The organism is Pigmentiphaga litoralis (assembly GCF_048632615.1).
Lineage (GTDB): Bacteria > Pseudomonadota > Gammaproteobacteria > Burkholderiales > Burkholderiaceae_B > Pigmentiphaga > Pigmentiphaga litoralis_B.
Genome location: NZ_CP184479.1, coordinates 2912734 through 2931385 on the forward strand (window position 1 = coordinate 2912734; position 18652 = coordinate 2931385).

Here is an 18652-nt window from a genome sequence, read left to right on the forward strand (position 1 = left end):
TTACATGAAAGGTCCGCCCATGAGCGATGTCATCAGCCCCACCCTGCGGCGTTCCCTTGATCAGCTGATCGCGCTCGATGCGCGCAAGCACGATGCCGACGCCGGCGCGCCTGCGTCCGCCGCAGCAAGCCCTGCCGGGGGTGCCGCGGACCCCGGGGCCGCCGCGCCCCGCACGACCCTGGACGTGCTGAACGGCCTGCCTAACGACGACGTTTGCCGGGTCGCGGCCCTGATGTGGGTCGGCCGTGGCGACTTTCCGACCTTTGCGGAAGCCTATGACTACGCGAAGCTGGACCTGCAGATTCGCGGCAAGGGCACCCTGGTCGCCACGGTCGTGCAGAAGCCGTTGTTCGAACTCGTGCCGGCCGCGCTACGGAAACTGAAGCTGGCCTGACGCCGGCATGCCGGGCGCTGCCGTGCTGGCCGCCACCAGGTCGCGCAGCCACACATGCGCCGGATCCCGGTGGCTCCGGTCGTGCCACAACATCGCCATCTCGTAGCCGGGCACGTCTACCGGGGCGTCCACCACGGTCAGTCCCGGCTCGTTGCGCACCAGCCGCCAGGGCACCATGGCCACCAGATCGGTCTGCGCCAGCACCGATCGCATGAAGAGGAAATGCGGCACCGACAGCGCCACCCGTCGGGTCAAGCCCGCGGCCGCCAGCGTGTCGTCGGTCACGCCGTGAAAACCACCGCCGTAGGTGGACACGAGGACGTGCTCCAGCTTGCAGAACTGCGCGATGGTGGGCCGGCGCTTCAGCTTGGGATGGCCGGCGCGGCCGGCCAGCACGTAGCGCTCTTTGAACAAGGTGCGGCGATGCAGGCCGGCGGGGCTGTCGGCGGTCGTGTGGAACGCCAGGTCAATCGTGCCCTGTTCCGCCCGCGACACCACTAGTGGGATCGACAGCGGCAGGACCGCGACCCGCGTGGCGGGCGCTGCCTTGCGCAGGGGACCCAGCGTGGGAAGGACAATGGTCGACTCGGCATAGTCCGACGCCGCCATGCGCCATGTGTGCGTCGCCGTTGACGGATCGAAGGGCCGGGTGGGAAGCACCGCTCGCTCCAGCGCCGCCAGGGCTTCACGCAGGGGTTCGCGCAGTTCATCGGCGCGCGCGGTGGGACGCATGCCGCGCGGGCCAGGCAGCAGCAACGGGTCGTTGAACACATGCCGCAACTTGGCCAGGTGCACGCTGATCGATGGTTGCGAAAAGCCAAGGCGTTCCGCCGCGCGCGTGACGTTGTGCTCGGCCAGCAGCGCGTCAAGCGTCAGCAGCAGGTTCATGTCCAGCCGGCGTAAATTAAGCATCGCAATACCTGGAATATCAGCAATTCATTTCCACTATACCGGCGTCGCGCCTACGCTGCCTGCTTTCGTCATCTTCAGGAAGCAGCGTCATGAATATCCTCATTGTCTACGCCCATCCGGAACCGCGTTCGCTGAATGGGGCGCTCAAGGACTTTGCCGTGGCGCATCTGCAGGCAGCAGGTCACGCCGTACAGGTGTCGGACCTGTACGCCATGCAGTGGAAGGCGGAGCTGGATGCCCAGGACAGCCTGGACCCTCCGTTTGACGGCCGGTTCGATGCGTCGGCGGATTCACGGCGTGCGTTTGACGCGGACCGGCAACGCGCCGACATCAAGCAGGAGCAGGACAGGCTGCGCTGGGCGGACGTGCTGATCCTGCAGTTTCCGCTGTGGTGGTATTCGATGCCCGCGATCATGAAAGGCTGGGTCGACCGTGTCTACGCAAACGGCTTTGCCTACGGGGTGGGCGAGCACTCGGACGCCCGGTGGGGTGAGCGTTTCGGCGAAGGCGTCATGTCAGGCAAACGCGCCATGGTGATGGTGTCGACCGGCGGCTGGGAATCCCATTACGCACCGCGCGGCATCGGCGGGCCGATCGACGACATCCTGTTTCCGATCCAACACGGGATCCTGTTCTATCCCGGGTTCGACGTCCTGCCGCCTTTCGTCACCTACCGGACGGGCAAGACCGACGATGCCAGGTTTGCATCGCTGTGCACTGCCTTGGGCGAACGGCTGGATACGTTGGCGGCAACGCCGCCGATTCCTTACCGGCCCCAGAACGCTGGCGAGTATGACATTCCGTCACTGACGCTGAAGGCGGAGATCGCGCCGGGCATGGAGGGGTTTGGGGCGCATCGCAGGTGACCCACCGCCAAACCCGCCTACCGTTCCGGCCCGAACCACACCTGCCCAAGCACGTGCTTGGGATCGATGGCTGACTGCACCCGTCCAGCAAATTCCTGCACGGTGTCGGCGGTGTAGCGGTGGTAGAAACGTTCGTTGTACGGTCCGACGCCGTGTTCGGCACTGAAGCTGCCGCCATAGCTGCGCACGACCAGGTCGTAGATCGCGATGCGCAGCGATTCGATCGTGGCGTCGTCGGGCTTCTGTTCCGCTTCCTTGGGCCAGACAATGTTGAAGTGGACGCCGCCGTCGGCCCAGTGCCCGAAGTCGTACAGGCGCAGGAAGGGGAAGCGTTCGTCCATCATTGCGATGGCTTCGGCGCGGAAAGCGACCATGGCCGAGCGGGGCACGGCAATGTCGAACGCAATCAACTTGCCCTGGTGACGAATGGATTCGCTGATCGAATGGCGGATCTTCCAGAGGTCGGGCCCGCCGTCGAGCAGGGCGTTGGCGACCAGCACATCGAACTGCTGTTCCAGGAAGCCGTTCAGCGCTTCCTGCAGGTCCATGCCCAGCGTGTCGCGTGAGGCGGTGGCGCTCAGTTCCACCAGCAGCATGTAATCGGGGATCGGTTCGGGCGCAAAGGGGTTGGACACCGACGGCATGTGGTCCAGCACGGCTTCGATGCAGGTCTTGGAAATACCTTCATAGGCCGTCAGGAAGTCGCCGAATTCGCCTTCCAGGGCGATCAGCAGGTCCAGGATCGCATCCTGGCCGGTCGGCACGATCAGCGCGGTGGCGGTCTGGCGGGGCAGGGGATGCACCTGCAACACGGCGCGCGTGATGATGCCGCCCGCACCGCCGGTTCCCACAAAAAGCTGCTTCAGGTCGTAGCCGGTGTTGTTCTTGCGCAGGCCCGTCATCAGGTCGAGCACCTGGCCCGGAGGATCGGCCAGCACGACTTCCAGGCCAAGCAGGTTGTGCCGCACGTCGCCATAGCGCACCAGGCGCGAGCCGCCCGTATTGGTGGCGATCATGCCGCCCACCGACGGGTTGGCGCCCAGGTCGATCGGGAAGCACAGATTGTCGGCGGCCAGCTTCTCGTTCAGGTCCTGCAAGGTGACGCCGGCGCCTACCGTAGCGGTGCGATTGGCGCGGTCCACGAGGATGTCGCCACGCAGACGCTCCAGGCTCATGACGACCTGCAGACCCGTTGCGTTGGGCGTGCTGGCGGCCACTAGGCCGGTATTGGCGCCCTGGGCAATGAGCGGCGTGCCGGTACGCAGGCATAGGGCGAGCACGTCGCCGATCTCGGCGGCGGACGCCGGCCGCACCACGAAGCCCGCCTTGCCTTCGCCATAGCGCGCGCCGATCTCGTACCTGAGCTTGTCGGCCGCTTCGGCAAAGACATGTTCCTGCCCGACGATACGGACAAGTTCGGTGGCAAGTTCTGGATGCAGACGCCCCGGGGCGCCAAGTACGGAGGTGTCGATCGTGTCGTTGGGCATGGCGTATTCGTGCAGGACAGCAACTGGGTCTTCGACTATACCCCGCGATGCCTCGGCTCGCAGGCGGTGCGCCCGGACACATTTGTCCGGCCTGGGTCGCCCAAGGCCGACAGGGGCGGCTATTCTTGCGTCACATCCAGGAGAGAACGTCGATGTTCGTATTCATTACCGGCGCCAGCAGCGGCATTGGCGAGGCTTTGGCCCGCCAGTACGCGGCCCAGGGCGCCACCCTTGGCCTGGTCGGGCGCCGCAAGGACGCACTCGATGCCTTGGCGGCCAGCTTGCCCGGCGGGCACGGCGTGGGCCCGGCAGACGGCGCGGATCAGGTGCGAGCCACACACCAGGCATACGGCAAGCACCGCACCTACGCTCTGGACGTTCGCGACCGAGACGCCCTGCACGCCGCCGCCACCGATTTCCTGAGCGTCGGCGGGCAGGTGGACATCGTCATCGCCAACGCCGGGATCAGTGTCGGCACGCTCACCGAAGAGATGGAAGACTTCGACGCGTTCAAGACCGTGATCGACACCAATCTCGTGGCCATGGTTTCGACTTTCGAGCCCTTCATTGCCGGCATGAAGGCGCGGCGGGCCGGTCAGCTTGTCGGTATCGCCAGCGTGGCGGGCATCCGCGGTCTGCCCGGCGCGGGCGCCTACAGTGCGTCCAAGGCCGCCGTGATCGCCTATTGCGAGAGCGTGCGTAACGAACTGGTGCACTACGGCATCCGCGTATCGACGGTGGCGCCAGGCTACATCCGCACGCCGCTGACCGCGCACAATCCGTACAGAATGCCCTTTCTGATGGAGCCGGACGTCTTTGCGGACAAGGCGGCTCGCGCCATTGCGCGCGGCACCCGCTACACCGTCATTCCGTGGCAGATGGGCGTCGTGGCACGGCTGCTGCGGCTGCTTCCGGCGGTGGTGTACGATCACTTCGCTTCCAAGGCGCCCCGCAAGCCGCGCGCCTCGCGTCCGTCCTGACGCGCCTGTCCGCTTTCTTCCGCTGGTCTATGCACGCTTCCCTGCTTCGTTGGCTTCCTTTCCTGGCGTGGCCGCGCCCCACGTCCGACATGCTGATTGCCGATGCGCGCGCGGGCTTCACGCTGGGCCTGATCCTGGTGCCGCAGGCCGTGGCCTACGCCATGCTGGCCGGGATGCCGCCGATCACGGGGCTGTACGCGGCGCTGATCCCGCCGGTCATCAGTGTCCTGTTCGGATCCTGCCAGTTGCTGGGCGCGGGCCCGGTCGCGCTGACGAGCATGCTGGTGGCGGGTTCCCTGTCCGGTCTGGCCTGGGCCGGTTCCCCGCGATGGGTCGAACTGGCGATCTGGCTGTCCTTGATCGCGGGCGCCATCCAGATCCTGGTCGGCATGCTGCGCCTGGGCATGATCGTCAACTTCCTGCCGGCCACGGTGGTGGGGGCCTTCACCCAGGCGGCGGCCATTCTTATCGTGCTGTCGCAACTACCCGCCATGCTGGGCCTGGATGGCCGGGCGGTGGCGGATCTGTTTCGGTCAGGGCGGTACGCCGACATTGCGTTTTCGGTCGACTGGGCCGGCCTGGCCTTCGGCATCGGGACGCTGGTGTTCCTGCTGGCGCTCAAGAAGTACAGCAAACGAATGCCCGTGGTGCTGGGCGCGGCCCTGGTCTGCGGGATCGTCAGCTGGCTGACCGGGTATGGGGCCAAGGGCGGCGCGGTGGTGGGCGCCTTGCCCGCCGGCTTGCCGGACTTTGCGGTGCCTACCTTGCTGTCCTGGGAAGACTACCGCGCGTTGCTGCCGGCCGCGGCCGTGATCGCGATCGTCAGCTTTGTCGAAGCCCTGTCCAGCGCCAAGACCATTTCGCGCAGCAACCGGCAGCGGTGGGACGAGGATCAGGAATTCATCGGGCAGGGCCTGGCCAAGCTGACCAGTGCGTTCAGTGGCGCATTTCCGGTCAGCGCGTCCTTCTCTCGCTCGGCGCTCAATCTGTATGTGGGTGCTCGCACCGGCTGGTCGGCGCTGTTTGCCTTCGTTTGCGTGCTGGTCAGTTTGCTGTTCCTGACCCCGGCCATTGCGCATCTGCCCAAAGCGTTCCTGGCCGCCGTGATCGTCGTGCCCGTCATGAACCTGGTGCAGCCCGCGTTTTTCGTGCGGCTGTGGCGCACGTCGCGGCCCGAGGCGGTCATTGCCGTCATTACCGCCATCGCCACCCTGATCTCGGCGCCGCAACTGCAGTGGGGCGTGCTGGTGGGCTTCATCCTGTCGCTGAGCTACTTCATGTACGGCCGCGCGCATCCCCGCATTATCGAAGTGGGGGTGCACGAAGACGGCACGCTGCGGGATCGGGCGCGCTTTTCCCTTGGGGCGCTGGCGCCCGACGTGCTGGCCGTGCGGATGGATGCAGCCCTGAGCTTCGTGACGGCCACGCCGCTGGAGCACTTCATCATGACGCGGGTGCGGGCCGATGCATCGATCAGGCGGGTGCTGATCTACGCCGGGCCGATCAACAGTATTGACACCACAGGGGTCGATACGCTGAGCTACCTGGTGGGCAATTTACGCGAGCAGGGCATCGAGGTGTACCTGGCCGGGCTCAAGAAACAGGTGGAAGACGTACTGGTGGCGTCAGGCGCCATGACGGTGATCCCGCCGGGCAATCTGTTCCGGACCGAGCGAGAGGCGATTCACAGTCTGGTGTTGCCGACCGGGGTGGCCGCGCAGGCGCATTGAATTCTGCCCGACTGCCCGTGCATCACCCCCTTATGCCCTCACACCGCCTGGAACCGGATCACCCCGTCGTCACCCGTGATCCGCTTCACCTTGCCTGAATACATCAGCATATGCAGGTGGGCAATCGATTCACCCAGCGCAAACGTCATCTGATGCAGGTCCAGCTTGCGCCTGAAGAGCACGGGCACGATGTCGAATGCGCTCTTGGGTTCGGCGCAGACCTTCAGCACGCGGGCCAGATGCTCCGCGTGGTGATCGTGCTGCTGCTGGATACGCGTATGGATGCCGACGAACGGCCGGCCATGGGAAGGCAGGGTCAACGCGTCATCGGGCACATCGGCATACCGCGACAACGAATCCAGATAATCCTGCAGCGCGTTGCCTTGCGGCTCTTCGCTGTTCACGCTGACATTCGTGGAAATGCGCGGCAACACCATGTCGCCTGAGATCACGACATTCAGGGACCTGCTGTAGAACGACGCATGTTCCGGCGCGTGACCGTAGCCGATGATGACCTGCCAGTCATGGCCGCCGATCGGCACGATGTCGTTGTCGACGATACGGATGAAGCTGGACGGCACCTTGGGCACCAGCTGCGAGTAGTAGCTTTTACGCTTGCGCACGCCCTCCAGGTCTTCAAGCTGCGTCATGCCATGGCGTTGGAAGTGCCGCGCCAGGCGTTCGCCGCCGCCGGCCGAATCGGCGCCGCAGTACAGCTGCGCGACCACGAAATCGGTCATCGTCATCTGCAGGGGCGCGGTCCATTTTTCGGTCAACCAGTGCGCCAGGCCGATGTGGTCCGGGTGCATATGGGTGACGATGACACGCACCACGGGCAGTCCGTCCAGTTCGTTGGCGAACACCTGTTCCCACATGCCCATGACTTCGTCGCGCGCCACGCCGCAGTCCACCACGGTCCAGCCATCGCGGCCGTCATAGGTATCGCGCAACAGCCAGACATTGATGTGGTCGAGCGCGAAGGGCAAGGGCAGGCGCACCCACCGGATACCCGGGGCAACCTCAATGGACGTGCCGGCGGCAGGAAGGGTATCGTTGAATGGATACTGCAGTTGGTGTTCGAGAGGGTTCATGCCGTCGATTGCTCCTGGACGCCTGGCCGCCTAGAATGGGGTTTACGTTTACGTAAAGTGCAAGTGTACCTATGTCGGCGCCCACCTACACGATTTCCGACCTGGCGCGCGAATTCGGCGCCACGGCCCGGGCCATCCGTTTCTACGAAGACGAAGGCATCCTTTCGCCCGCCCGGGAAGCATCGCAGCGCATCTATTCCGCGCGCGATCGCACCCGCCTCAAGCTCATCCTGCGGGGCCGCCGGCTCGGTCTTTCCCTGGCCGAGATCCGCACCCTGCTCGACATGTACGATGAACCCAAAGACACTGTGCCGCAGTTGAAGGAGTTCCTGTCGGTGCTGAATCAGCATCGGCAGATTCTCGAGCGCCGCCGCGAAGATATCGATCTCACCCTGGCCGAGATCGATGCCCAGGAAGCCATGGGTCGGCGAATGCTGGACCAGTTGAAGGAAGGTCCGTCGGAATACGGAAGCAAGAAGAAGAAAGCGGGTTCCCGCTCAGTCACCGCATAACTGCATACTCTCTATCGAATCAGGAGTTCTCCATGTCCGATCCCGTCGTCATCGTTTCCGTCGCACGCACGCCCATGGGCGGCATGCTCGGCGAATTGTCCGCTCTGTCCGCCAACGAGCTTGGCGCGGTCGCCATCAAGGCCGCGGTCGAACGCGCCGGATTGAAGCCGGAACAGGTCCAGGAAGTCATCATGGGCAACGTGCTGCAGGCCGGCCAGGGCCAGGCGCCTGCCCGCCAGGCAGCGCTGGGCGCGGGCCTGCCGCAAACCACCGCGTGCAGCACCATCAACAAGATCTGCGGTTCGGGCATGAAGGCCGCGATGATCGCGCACGACGCGCTGGTCGCGGGCAGCATCGACATTGCCGTGGCCGGTGGCATGGAAAGCATGACCAACGCGCCGCACCTGCTGCCCAAGGGCCGCCAGGGCATCCGCTTCGGCCACGCCACCATCTATGACCACATGGCCATGGACGGCCTGGAAGATGCGTATGACAAGGGCCGCGCCATGGGCGTGTTTGCCGAAGACTGCGCCGACAAGTACGCCTTCACCCGCGAACAGCAGGATGCCTATTCGCTCGAATCGCTGAAGCGCGCCCGCGCCGCGATCGAAGACGGCAGCTTCGAATGGGAAATCGCCCCCGTCACCGTGCAGGGCCGCAAGGGCGACGTCGTGATCGGCAAGGACGAAGCGCCCGGCAAGGCCATGCCGGAAAAGATTCCCGCCCTGAAGCCGGCATTCAAGAAAGACGGCTCGATCACGGCCGCCAACTCGTCGTCGATTTCGGACGGCGCGGCCGCCATGGTCATGATGCGCGAATCGACCGCCAAGGAACTGGGCCTGAAGCCACTGGCGCGCGTCGTCGGCCACGCCTCGCACTCGCAGGAACCGAAGTGGTTCACGACCGCTCCGGTCGGCGCGCTCAAGAACCTGTTCAACAAGACGGGCTGGAAGGCCGAAGACGTCGACCTGTTCGAGGTCAACGAAGCGTTCGCCGTGGTGGCCATGGCTGCGATCGAAGATCACAAGCTGGATGCGTCCAAGGTCAACATCCACGGCGGCGCGACGGCATTGGGGCACCCGATCGGCGCGAGCGGCGCGCGTCTGATGGCCACGCTGATCGGCGGCTTGCGCAAGACCGGTGGCAAGCGTGGCGTGGCCACGCTGTGCATTGGCGGCGGTGAAGCCGTGGCCATGGCCATCGAAATGGTCTGATCGCTGCAGGGCAGGCCGCATGGCCGGCAGCGCCGCGCGGGTTGCGGCGGCCATGAAGCCTGCGAACGGAAGCCGCTTGCCTGACGCGCCGGGTACAGGCCTCGGGCGTGTGGTTTCAGGGCCATAGCTTGGCCCGTGAAGTGCCTGCCCGCAGTGTCCTTCCAGGTGAAAGCAGCACGATTTACCGGGCCGCGTCAGTTCCTGCGCGGCCCGTCCTTGTTTTTACGCCTTCGGGTATCCCCATGTCCTTGCCTTCCGTGCTCAGCCGCCTGCGGCTGCCTGTCGTCAGTGCCCCCATGTTCATCGCCAGCGGGCCCGAGCTGGTTCTTGCGCAATGCCTGTCGGGCGTCGTGGGATCGTTCCCGGCATTGAATGCGCGTCCGCAGGCCGAACTGGATCGCTGGCTGACGGCGATCAACGCCCAGTTGGCCGCGCATCGGCAGACGCATCCCGATGCGGTGATCGGCCCGGTGGCCGTCAACCAGATCGTGCACGCGTCCAATACCCGGCTGGAAGCCGACCTGGACGCGTGCATCGCGCATCGTGTCCCCATCATCATTTCGAGCCTGCGCGCGCCGGAATCGTCCTGGATAACGCGCGTGCACGCGTATGGCGGCATCGTGCTGCACGACGTCATCAATGTGCGGCATGCGCAAAAGGCGCTGGAAGCGGGTGTGGACGGGCTGATCGCGGTCGCCGCGGGGGCCGGCGGTCATGCGGGCGCCCTGTCTCCGTTTGCCTTGCTGGGCGAGATCCGTTCGTTCTTTGACGGCCCGCTCGTGCTGTCGGGCGCGATCGCGTCCGGCAATGCGATACTGGCTGCCCAGGCGGCAGGCGCTGATCTGGCCTACGTGGGAACCCGATGGCTGGCGACGCCGGAAGCGCGCGTCAGCGACGGCTACCGCCAGGCGTTGGTCGATGCGAAAGCTGCGGACGTCATCTACAGTGACTTCTTTACGGGGGTCAGCGGCAACTACCTGCGTGCGTCCATCGTGGCCGCCGGCCTGGATCCCGATCACCTTCCCAAGGCGGACAAAAGCAAATTGAATGCGCTGACGAAAAGCGATGATTCCGCCAATGGCGCGAAAGCCTGGCGTGACATCTGGGGCGCCGGCCAGGGCGTCGGGCAGATCGATGCCGTCATTCCGGCTGCGCAGGTCGCCGACCGGCTCGAAAGCGAATACCTGGCCGCCCGCGCGCGGCTGCTCGGGGGCGCCGCGTGACGCGCATGCATGCCCTGACGTCCGATACGCCGGAAGATGTCCGCCCGGGTGATGCCTACGTGCAATCCTTTGCGCGCGGGCTGTCGGTCATTCGCGCGTTCAACGCCCGCCGCGCCGCCATGACGCTGACCGAGGTGGCCGAGGTGTCGGGCCTTACCCGCGCTGGCGCGCGCCGCATCCTGTTGACCCTTGTGCAGCTGGGCTATATGACCAACGAAGGGCGGCTGTTCCGGCTGACGCCCCGCATCCTGGAACTGGGTTTTGCGTATCTGACCTCCATGCCGTTCTGGGATCTGGCCGAGCCGATCATGGAATCCCTGGCGGCCGAGGTACACGAATCCTGCTCGGCCACCGTGCTGGACGACGTGGACATCGTGTATGTGCTGCGTATTCCGACGGGCAAGATCATGTCGATCAACCTGGGCATCGGCAGCCGCCTGCCCGCCTATTGCTCGGCAATGGGGCGGGTGCTCTTGGCCGGCCTGCCCGATGAGCAGATCGACGCCGTCCTGAAGCGCTCCGACCTGCGCGCCCACACGCCGCTGACCCTGGTGGACCCGGTGCAGCTCAAACAGGCGATACTGGACGTGCGCAAGCAGGGCTGGTCGCTGGTGAACCAGGAACTGGAAACCGGCCTGGTGGCGATCAGCGTGCCCATCCTGGACCGGAATGGCCGCACGGTGGCCGCGCTGAACCTGAGCGGACAGGCGCACCGCATCACGGCGGACCAGATGCGCGAGCGCTTGCTACCGCCTTTGCTAGCGGCTGCCGACCGTATCAACGCGTTGATGAAACGGGTGTAAGGGCGGCGCCGGGCCTGGCGTTGCCAAACACAGAACGACCTGCGAAAAGTGGCATTGATGACAGAACCTGATGTGAGCGGATCATGAGCGCCACCCCTTTTTCCTGCGCCGCGCTGATGCGCGAGATAGGCCGTGGCAAAGACGGATCGCGCGCCTTGTCGCGCGAACAGTCGCACAGCCTGATGACCGCGATCCTCGACGGCGGCGTCAGCGACCTTGAATTGGGCGCGGTGCTGATCGCGCTGCGCATGAAGGGCGAAGTCGCGGCCGAAATCGCCGGCTTCCTCGACGCAGTCGATACACGCTGCGTGACCGTGACGCCGGGCGGCGATACCCCTGTCGTCGTCCTGCCCACCTACAACGGATCCCGGCACGCCCCCAATCTGGTTCCCCTGCTGGCGCTGACCCTGGCCGAGGCGGGTGTTCCCGTCATCCTGCACGGCCAGGCGTCCGACCCGGCTGCACAGGGCGCGGGGTCCAACAAGACACGCATCACCACCCTGGACATCCTGGAACGCCTGGGCCTGTCGCCCGCCAGCAGCGCGGCCGAGGCCTCGTCCCAGCTCGCGGCCGACCGCCTGGCCTATCTGCCACTGGCTACCGCCTGTCCGGGTCTGGCGCGGCTGATCGGCCTGCGCCGGGTGCTGGGCGTGCGCAATGTCTCGCACACCCTGGCCAAACTTCTAAGGCCGGTGGCGGGGCCCAGCCTGCTGTTGTCCGCCTACACGCACCCGGAATTTGGCGACATGCTGGGCGAGCTGTTCACGCTCAAGCCGCAAGCCAGCCTGCTGATGCGCGGCACCGAAGGCGAAGCCGTGGCCAACGTGCGGCGGCCACAGGCGGTGGTGGAATGGCTGGGTGGCGTGCCCACGACAGTGGTCGAGGCGGCAGCGGGCAGCCCGGCGGAATTGCCTGCGCTGCCGGATCGCGATGCCGGCGCCACGGCCGACTGGATCCGCGCGGTGCAAGGGGGCGAGCTGCCGCTGCCGGACGCCATTGCAAGGCAGCGAGACGCGATCCTGGCGACGATAGGGCGGATGCAGAGTGACGATGGCGGCCGGAAACAGGACGTCGGCGACGCTGTGCTCGAAGCGGGCGTGGCGGGGGCACGGCATGAGCGGCCGGCCTGAGAGGCGTGACGAGATAAATGTCACCGCAGGGCTGGACGTGGCTGCGGCAAACGACGTGATCGACGTGTCCGATGCTGCAACGGCCCATGGTGCCGATGCTGCAACGGCCCATGGTGCCGATGCTGCAACGGCCCATGGTGCCAATGCTGCAACGGCCCATGGTGCCAATGCTGCAACGGCCCATGGTGCCAATGCCGCAACGGCTCATGGTGCCGATGCTGCAACGGCCCATGGTGCCGATGACGCCACGGCCAATGGCGGCCACCCCCGCGCAATGATCCTGTTCGCCCACGGCGCCCGCGACCCGCGCTGGGCCGAACCGCTGCATCGTCTGGCAGACTCGGTCCGCGCCCGTGAACCCGGCCTGCCCGTCGCCATTGCCTTCCTTGAGTTGATGACGCCGACCCTGCAGGACGCCGTCGACATGCTGGCCGCCCAGGGCGCACGGCAGATCGACCTGCTGCCCGTCTTCTGGTCGGGCGCCGGCCACGTGGTGCGCGACCTGCCCGACATGCTGCGCGCGGCGCAATGCCGGCATGCCGGCCTGAGCGTGCGCGTGTTGCCGGTGTTGTCCGACTTACCCGGCGTGCTGGATGCGGTGGCCGCGGCGGCGATCGATCTTGCGCGACACCCCATCCACGACGCCTGACGCGTCCTTCACTGCTACGTTACGGAGACACACCATGATCAAGATCTGGGGCCGCATCACATCGATCAACGTACGCAAGGTCGTCTGGGCCGCGCGCGAACTGGGACTGGAATTCGACCGCATCGACGTCGGCGGGGCCTTCGGCGGCCTCGACACGCCCGAATACATCGGCATGAATCCCAACAGCAAGATCCCCACCCTGGACGACAACGGCTACATCCTGTCCGAATCGAACGCTATCGTCCGCTACCTGTCCGCCCAATACGGCAGCGGCAGCCTGTGGCCCGAAGACACCCGCAAGCGGGGCGAAGCCGACCGCTGGATGGACTGGCAGGCCACCGAATTCGGGCCGGCCTCCACCCCCGTGTTCTGGCAGCTCATCCGCACCCCCGACGACAAACGCGATCCCAAGGTCATCGCCGATTCCACCGCCGCGTGCGCCCGCCTGGGCCGCATCCTCGACCACGCGCTGGAAGGCCGCAAGCACGTCGCCGGCGATGCGTTCACCATGGCCGACATCATCGTGGGCTGTGTGGCCGACCGCTGGCTGAATCTGCCGATCGAACGGCCTGACACCCCCAACGTCCGCCGCTGGTTCGACACCCTGGCCGCGCGCCCCGCTGCGCAGGGCATCCTGAATCAACCCCTGGTCTGATCTACGCGCACCCATGATTCGCGAGATCTTGAAGATGGGCGACGAGCGCCTGCTGCGCGTCGCCGCCCCCGTTGCCGAATTCGGCACGCCCGAGCTGCGCGAACTGATCGCCGATATGTTCGACACCATGCGCGCCGCCGGCGGTGTGGGCCTAGCCGCGCCGCAGATCGGCGTGGACCTGCAGTTGGTCATCTTCGGGTTCGAACGCAGCGAACGGTATCCCGACGCCCCAGCCGTGCCGTTCACGATCCTGTTGAATCCGGTGATCACGCCGATGTCGGCGGATGAGGAAGAGGGCTGGGAAGGATGCCTGTCGGTGCCGGGCCTGCGCGGGTCCGTGCCCCGCTGGACGTCGATCCGGTATCAGGGCATGGATCCAGAGGGCGGGGTGATCGACCGGGTCGCCGACGGGTTTCATGCGCGGGTGGTGCAGCATGAATGCGATCACCTGATTGGACGGTTGTATCCGTCAAGGATCCGCGATTTTGCCAAGTTCGGGTTCACGGAAGTGCTGTTTCCGGGGCTGGATCCGGCGGCGGATGATTGACGCGGAACGGGCGCCGACGCGGCCCTGCGGGTTGGCGGATGTAGACGGGTGCGGCCTACTTTGGTGCGTAGGTGGAGCGCGGGGCGCGCTGCAACGACGCAGGTGGCTGGCTTGCGACGCTGTAGGTGACTTCATGAATGCAGTCGACCATCACCGAGAAAATTTCGTCCGGCTGGTTCGGTCTTTGGACCACCAATTTTCGGTACCAGGAATGCATTGGTTTCTTGGGCCACTGGTCGGCATCAGTGGGTAGGAAAACGTGTCCACCGACCCCTTCCGAGCCCGAAGGCAGGAACAGCGACTTGCGCTTCAGATCGTCAATGATGATGGCCTCGACCTCGGCCGGGGACCATGGCCCGCAACCGCGCGCCGCCCTGACCACATCGCTATATCGCACGGCTAGCAACGCCGCGATCATGAAGACGGGGGTGAGCAGGACGAGCAAGAGTATCGTCCCTGCAGTCCACCACAAGCGCCGTTTTTGCCTTTTTGTAAGAGCCATTGAAGTATTGTGAAGTAGCAGGAACAAGGATCGACCTCGATCGTAAGCCAGCTGTCGCCTTCCGCACAGAGGCACATCGGGCAGATGGGCCGACCCTGGCTGCCGTATCGAGGCGGCTCGACCTTCAAGCAAGCTGCTCACTTAGGCGCCACCCTCAACTCGTTGTACGATCCTTAGCTCCCTATTCATCCCCGACAGCGAGCCTCGCATGACTGCTTCCATCGCCCAACGTCCGATCCGTGCCCTGTACATGCGGGGCGGCACCAGCAAAGGCGTGTTCTTCCTGCCGGAAGACCTTCCCGCTGACCAGAACGCGCGGGACGCGGTGTTGCAGCGGGTGATGGGCAGCCCCGATCCCTATGACAAGCAGATCGACGGCATGGGCGGCGCGTCGTCCAGCACCAGCAAGGTTGTGCTCGTGGGCCGCAGCACGCGGCCGGACTGTGACGTGGATTACTGGTTCGGGCAGGTGGCGGTGACCGCGCCGCTGGTCGACTGGAGCGGCAACTGCGGCAACCTGACGTCGGCGGTGGGGCCCTTCGCGATCCATCGCGGGCTGATCGATGCGCCGGCCGATGGCCTTGCCACGGTGCGCATCTGGCAGGCCAATATCCAGAAGCGCATCATCGCGCACGTGCCGATGCGGGGCGGGCAGGTGCAGGAGCTGGGCGACTTTGAACTGGATGGGGTGACGTTCCCGGCGGCCGAGATCCGTATCGAATTCCTGGATCCGGGCGCGGACGATGGCGAGTCGGGGGCGATGTTCCCGACCGGCAATGTCGTGGACACCCTCAACGTTCCGGGCGTGGGAGAGGTGGTCGCCACGCTGATCAATGCGGGCAATCCGACGATCTTCGTGCATGCCGCGGCGATGGATCTGCATGGCGTGGAACTGCAGCCCGACGTGAATGGCAATGCGGCATTGTTGCAGCGCTTTGAGGCGATCCGCGCCCACAGCGCGGTCGTGATGGGCCTGGCCGAGTCGGCAGCGTACGCCACCGAGAAACGTCAGCACACCCCCAAAATTGCGTTCGTCGGCAAGCCCGCGCCCTACACGTCGTCCAGCGGCAAGGCCGTGACGGCCGATGATATGGACGTGGCGGTGCGCATTCTGTCCATGGGCAAACTGCACCATGCCATGACGGGCACGGGCGCGGTGGCTATCGCTGCCGCTGCGGCGATCCCTGGCACGGTGGTGGCCGATGTCTTGGGCGGCGCACGCACGGGCATCCGTTTCGGGCATCCGTCTGGCGTGCTGGCCGTGGGCGCCGAGGCGGATGAGGGCGCTGACGGCTGGGTGGTCACCAAGGTGACCATGAGCCGCAGCGCGCGCCGGCTGATGGAAGGCACGGTGTGGGTGCCTGAAAACATCGGGTGATTTCGCGGCGCAGTGTTCCGCAAACAAACGGCCTGGACTGAAATGCCTGCCGGAGGGGCGGTGGTGGCCATCAAGCCGATGCAGATGCGGCGCGTGTCCTGGAAGACCCGCTGCCTTCAGCCTCGCCCCGGCATCCGCACCAGATGCCGATCCGCCCGCAATTCCGTTACGCGGTTGACCCCCAGCATCGCCATGTTCCGCGACACTTCGGCGGTCAGCAGCTTCACGCCATGCTGCACGCCGGGCACGCCGCCAACGGCTGCCGCGTAGCCGAACGGGCGTCCAACGAAAGCCAGCTTCGCGCCCAGGGCCAGCGCCTTCAGCACATCCGTTCCGCGCCGCACGCCGCTGTCGATCATGACCGGAACATCCGGGCATGCCGCCACGACCGCGGGCAAGGCTCGCAAGGGCGCAATGGCGCCGTCGAGTTGCCGCCCGCCGTGGTTCGACACGATGATGCCGTCGGCGCCGCAGTCACGCGCCATGCGGGCATCGTCAGCGCGAAGAATGCCCTTGACGATCAGCCTGCCGCGCCATTGCTTGCGTATGGTGCGCAGGTCGTCCCAGGCCAGGTGGCCGCGTTCGGAAAAGTCTCGCAGCACGGAGGGCGACAGAATCGGTGCGCCGCGTGTCGCGTAGTTGTTTTCGAAGTGCGGCATGCCGTGCCGGGCCAGGGTCCGCAGGAAGGTCCCGAGCAGCCAGCGCGGATGGGTCATGCCTTGCCATGCCAACCCGATCGATGGCCGCAGGGGCGCGGAAAATCCCATGCGCGCCGTGTTCTCGCTGTTGGGCGGGACCGGCGTGTCGACCGTGATCACCAGGGTCTTGAAGGCAGTGCGGGCGACGCGGTCGATCAGCAGTTCGATGGCCCCTCGATCCCCTGGCAAATAGGCCTGGAACCACGCGCCCGGATGCAGGGCGGCGACCTCTTCCAGCGGGATCAATGACGATCCGCTCATGATCATGGGCAACCGCGATTCCAGGGCGGCGCGCGCCAGTACCAGGTCGCCCCGGTACGTGGACAGTGCGGTCAGGCCGACGGGCGCAAATCCAAATGGCGCCGCATAGGTCTCGCCAAACAATTCCGTTTGCGTGCTGCGTTTGGACACGTCCACCATGACCTGCGGCATGAAGCCGTAGTCGGCATACGCGTCGCGGTTGGCGTCGAAGGCCGCGCCGGTTTCGGCGTAGGCACACATGTAGCCGAACACCGGGCGCGGCAGGTGTCGGCGCGCGGCGGCTTCGAAATCGTCGAGCGCAAGCACCTTGCGCAGCGCGCGTGAGGGCCGCAATGATGGGGTAGTCGGCGCGGCCTGGCTTGTCTGCGCTGTCTGCCGTGCCGGTGCTGCGCCTGCGGCGGAAGACCGCTGCGTGGCCGAAAGCGAGGGCGAGATCGCCGCGCTGTCTTTCATGATGCCGTTCCTTTAGTTCCTTCGATCTCTTTGATTCCCGACGCCACGCATGTCAACGCAATGCATGTCGACGCAGCAAACGTCCCCGCCGCACCTTGCCCTGCTCATTCCGGCTTGATGCCCGCGCTCTTGATCAGGCCTGCCCACTTGGTACTTTCGGCCTCCATGTACTTGGCAAAGTCGCGGCTGCCACGGCCTTCCAGCGTCATGCCCTGGTCGGTCATCTTGGCGCGCAATTCGGTGTCGCTCAGCGCCTGCTTGACGCCTTGCTCCAGCTTGCCGACCACGTCCTGCGGCGTGCCGGCAGGGGCATACAGACCGAACCAGGTCAGGGCTTCAAAACCTTTCAGGCCCGACTCGTTCACGGTCGGAATGGTCGGCGCGCTGGCCGCGCGTTCCAGGCTGGACACGGCGATCGCGCGCAGCTTGCCGCTCTTGATGTAGGGCAGCAGCGTCGGCAGGTTGCTGAACATCAGCGGCACCTGGTTGCCCAGCACGTCACTGATCGCGTTGGCTTCGCCCTTGTAGGGGATGTGAACCATCTTCACACCGGCCATCGACGCGAACAGCTCGGCGGCCACGTGTTGCGGACCCCCCAGTCCCGATGACGCATAGCTCAGGTCACCCTTCTTGTCTTTGGCGTACTTGATCACGTCCTGCACGGTGTGCAGCGGCAAGGATGGGTGTACGACCAGCACCAGGGGCACCGACGCCACGAGCGACACCGGCACGAAATCCTTCTTTGGGTCGACCTTCATGGTGGGATACAGACTGGGCGCGACCACCATCGTCGACTGCGTGCCAAGCAGCAGGCTGTACCCGTCGGGCTTGGCCTGAGCAACGGCCTCGGCTGCGATGATGCCGGTGGCGCCGGGCTTGTTCTCGATCACGAAGGGCTGGTGGAAGGACTTGCCAAGGGCCTGGCCCAGTTGGCGGGCCACGATATCGACGGCGCCACCCGCTGAAAATCCCACGCCCAGGGTGACCGGGCGGGTGGGGTAGGTCGTGGCGGCCTGCGCGAACACGCCTGGCGCGGCCAGGACGGCGCCGGTGGCGACAAGGACGGCAAGCGCGCGGCGGCGGGGGAAGCGGGGGTCATGATGTCTCCTGTTGGAATGTCGATGCAAGGCGGCGCGTGGACTCTGTGGTCTTGAGCAGCCGCTGGAC

The 18652-nt window shown here is 65.8% G+C and carries 20 protein-coding genes; 14 read left to right on the forward strand and 6 right to left on the reverse strand.

From position 1 onward, the window contains the following. Positions 1–19 precede the first annotated feature (19 nt). Positions 20–394: a hypothetical protein gene (locus ACNANG_RS13080; RefSeq protein WP_420223315.1), complete on the forward strand. Its 375-nt coding sequence runs from the start codon at positions 20–22 to the stop codon at positions 392–394. On the opposite strand, the gene ACNANG_RS13085 is transcribed toward ACNANG_RS13080, so the two are convergent. Next, positions 371–1306 (reverse strand): LysR family transcriptional regulator, encoded by a 936-nt coding sequence (locus tag ACNANG_RS13085; RefSeq protein ID WP_420223316.1) that lies wholly within the window; start codon positions 1304–1306, stop codon positions 371–373. The genes ACNANG_RS13080 and ACNANG_RS13085 overlap by 24 nt on opposite strands. Before the next feature lie 89 nt (positions 1307–1395). Here ACNANG_RS13085 and ACNANG_RS13090 point away from each other — a divergent pair, with 89 nt between their 5' ends. After that, entirely contained in the window at positions 1396–2172 is a 777-nt protein-coding gene (locus ACNANG_RS13090; RefSeq protein WP_420223317.1) for an NAD(P)H-dependent oxidoreductase, read from the forward strand. Positions 2173–2189: 17 nt separating this feature from the next. On the opposite strand, the gene ACNANG_RS13095 is transcribed toward ACNANG_RS13090, so the two are convergent. Further along, the gene (locus ACNANG_RS13095) at positions 2190–3659 is read right to left on the reverse strand and encodes an FAD-binding oxidoreductase (RefSeq protein WP_420223318.1); all 1470 of its coding nucleotides are present in this window, start codon (positions 3657–3659) and stop codon (positions 2190–2192) included. Between the two features lie 152 nt (positions 3660–3811). On the opposite strand from ACNANG_RS13095, the gene ACNANG_RS13100 reads away from it, so the two are divergent. Then, positions 3812–4639, forward strand: a complete 828-nt coding sequence (locus ACNANG_RS13100) for an SDR family oxidoreductase (RefSeq protein WP_420223319.1) — start codon at positions 3812–3814, stop codon at positions 4637–4639. A gap of 29 nt (positions 4640–4668) precedes the next feature. Beyond that, positions 4669–6369: a SulP family inorganic anion transporter gene (locus ACNANG_RS13105; protein ID WP_420223320.1), complete on the forward strand. Its 1701-nt coding sequence runs from the start codon at positions 4669–4671 to the stop codon at positions 6367–6369. Positions 6370–6407: 38 nt separating this feature from the next. On the opposite strand, the gene ACNANG_RS13110 is transcribed toward ACNANG_RS13105, so the two are convergent. Further along, positions 6408–7460, reverse strand: coding sequence for an MBL fold metallo-hydrolase (locus ACNANG_RS13110; protein ID WP_420223321.1), 1053 nt, complete (start codon positions 7458–7460; stop codon positions 6408–6410). A 71-nt stretch (positions 7461–7531) separates the two neighbouring features. On the opposite strand from ACNANG_RS13110, the gene ACNANG_RS13115 reads away from it, so the two are divergent. The 9 genes from ACNANG_RS13115 (at position 7532) to def (ending at position 14193) form a co-directional block, all read left to right on the forward strand. Further along, positions 7532–7972: a MerR family transcriptional regulator gene (locus ACNANG_RS13115; RefSeq protein WP_420223322.1), complete on the forward strand. Its 441-nt coding sequence runs from the start codon at positions 7532–7534 to the stop codon at positions 7970–7972. A gap of 32 nt (positions 7973–8004) precedes the next feature. Further along, on the forward strand, positions 8005–9186 hold the full coding sequence (locus ACNANG_RS13120; protein WP_420223323.1) for an acetyl-CoA C-acetyltransferase: 1182 nt from the start codon (positions 8005–8007) through the stop codon (positions 9184–9186). 242 nt (positions 9187–9428) lie between these two features. Further along, positions 9429–10409, forward strand: a complete 981-nt coding sequence (locus ACNANG_RS13125; RefSeq protein ID WP_420223324.1) for an NAD(P)H-dependent flavin oxidoreductase — start codon at positions 9429–9431, stop codon at positions 10407–10409. A gap of 5 nt (positions 10410–10414) precedes the next feature. Next, positions 10415–11212 carry an IclR family transcriptional regulator gene (locus ACNANG_RS13130; RefSeq protein WP_420227538.1) on the forward strand — a complete coding sequence of 266 codons (798 nt, stop codon included), beginning with the start codon at positions 10415–10417 and terminating at the stop codon, positions 11210–11212. An 83-nt stretch (positions 11213–11295) separates the two neighbouring features. Beyond that, positions 11296–12342: a DNA-binding protein YbiB gene (gene ybiB, locus ACNANG_RS13135; RefSeq protein ID WP_420223325.1), complete on the forward strand. Its 1047-nt coding sequence runs from the start codon at positions 11296–11298 to the stop codon at positions 12340–12342. A 71-nt stretch (positions 12343–12413) separates the two neighbouring features. Beyond that, entirely contained in the window at positions 12414–12620 is a 207-nt protein-coding gene (locus ACNANG_RS13140; RefSeq protein WP_420223326.1) for a hypothetical protein, read from the forward strand. After that, on the forward strand, positions 12617–12991 hold the full coding sequence (locus ACNANG_RS13145) for a CbiX/SirB N-terminal domain-containing protein (protein ID WP_420223327.1): 375 nt from the start codon (positions 12617–12619) through the stop codon (positions 12989–12991). Before ACNANG_RS13140 ends, ACNANG_RS13145 begins: the two co-directional genes overlap by 4 nt. A 34-nt stretch (positions 12992–13025) precedes the next feature. Next, positions 13026–13646, forward strand: coding sequence for a glutathione S-transferase family protein (locus ACNANG_RS13150; protein ID WP_420223328.1), 621 nt, complete (start codon positions 13026–13028; stop codon positions 13644–13646). A gap of 13 nt (positions 13647–13659) precedes the next feature. Further along, positions 13660–14193: a peptide deformylase gene (gene def / locus ACNANG_RS13155; protein WP_420223329.1), complete on the forward strand. Its 534-nt coding sequence runs from the start codon at positions 13660–13662 to the stop codon at positions 14191–14193. A gap of 55 nt (positions 14194–14248) precedes the next feature. Here the strand turns inward: def and ACNANG_RS13160 are convergent, their stop codons facing one another. Beyond that, positions 14249–14638, reverse strand: coding sequence for a hypothetical protein (locus tag ACNANG_RS13160; RefSeq protein WP_420223330.1), 390 nt, complete (start codon positions 14636–14638; stop codon positions 14249–14251). 265 nt (positions 14639–14903) lie between these two features. On the opposite strand from ACNANG_RS13160, the gene prpF reads away from it, so the two are divergent. Beyond that, a complete protein-coding gene (gene prpF / locus ACNANG_RS13165) occupies positions 14904–16073 on the forward strand; it encodes a 2-methylaconitate cis-trans isomerase PrpF (protein ID WP_420223331.1) in 1170 nt (389 codons plus the stop codon). Positions 16074–16189: 116 nt separating this feature from the next. Here prpF and ACNANG_RS13170 read toward each other — a convergent pair whose 3' ends face one another. Together ACNANG_RS13170 and ACNANG_RS13175 are read right to left on the reverse strand one after the other, a co-directional pair. Next, positions 16190–17485 (reverse strand): alpha-hydroxy acid oxidase, encoded by a 1296-nt coding sequence (locus tag ACNANG_RS13170; protein WP_420223332.1) that lies wholly within the window; start codon positions 17483–17485, stop codon positions 16190–16192. 104 nt (positions 17486–17589) lie between these two features. Then, entirely contained in the window at positions 17590–18612 is a 1023-nt protein-coding gene (locus tag ACNANG_RS13175) for a Bug family tripartite tricarboxylate transporter substrate binding protein (RefSeq protein ID WP_420223333.1), read from the reverse strand. Positions 18613–18652 lie beyond the last annotated feature (40 nt).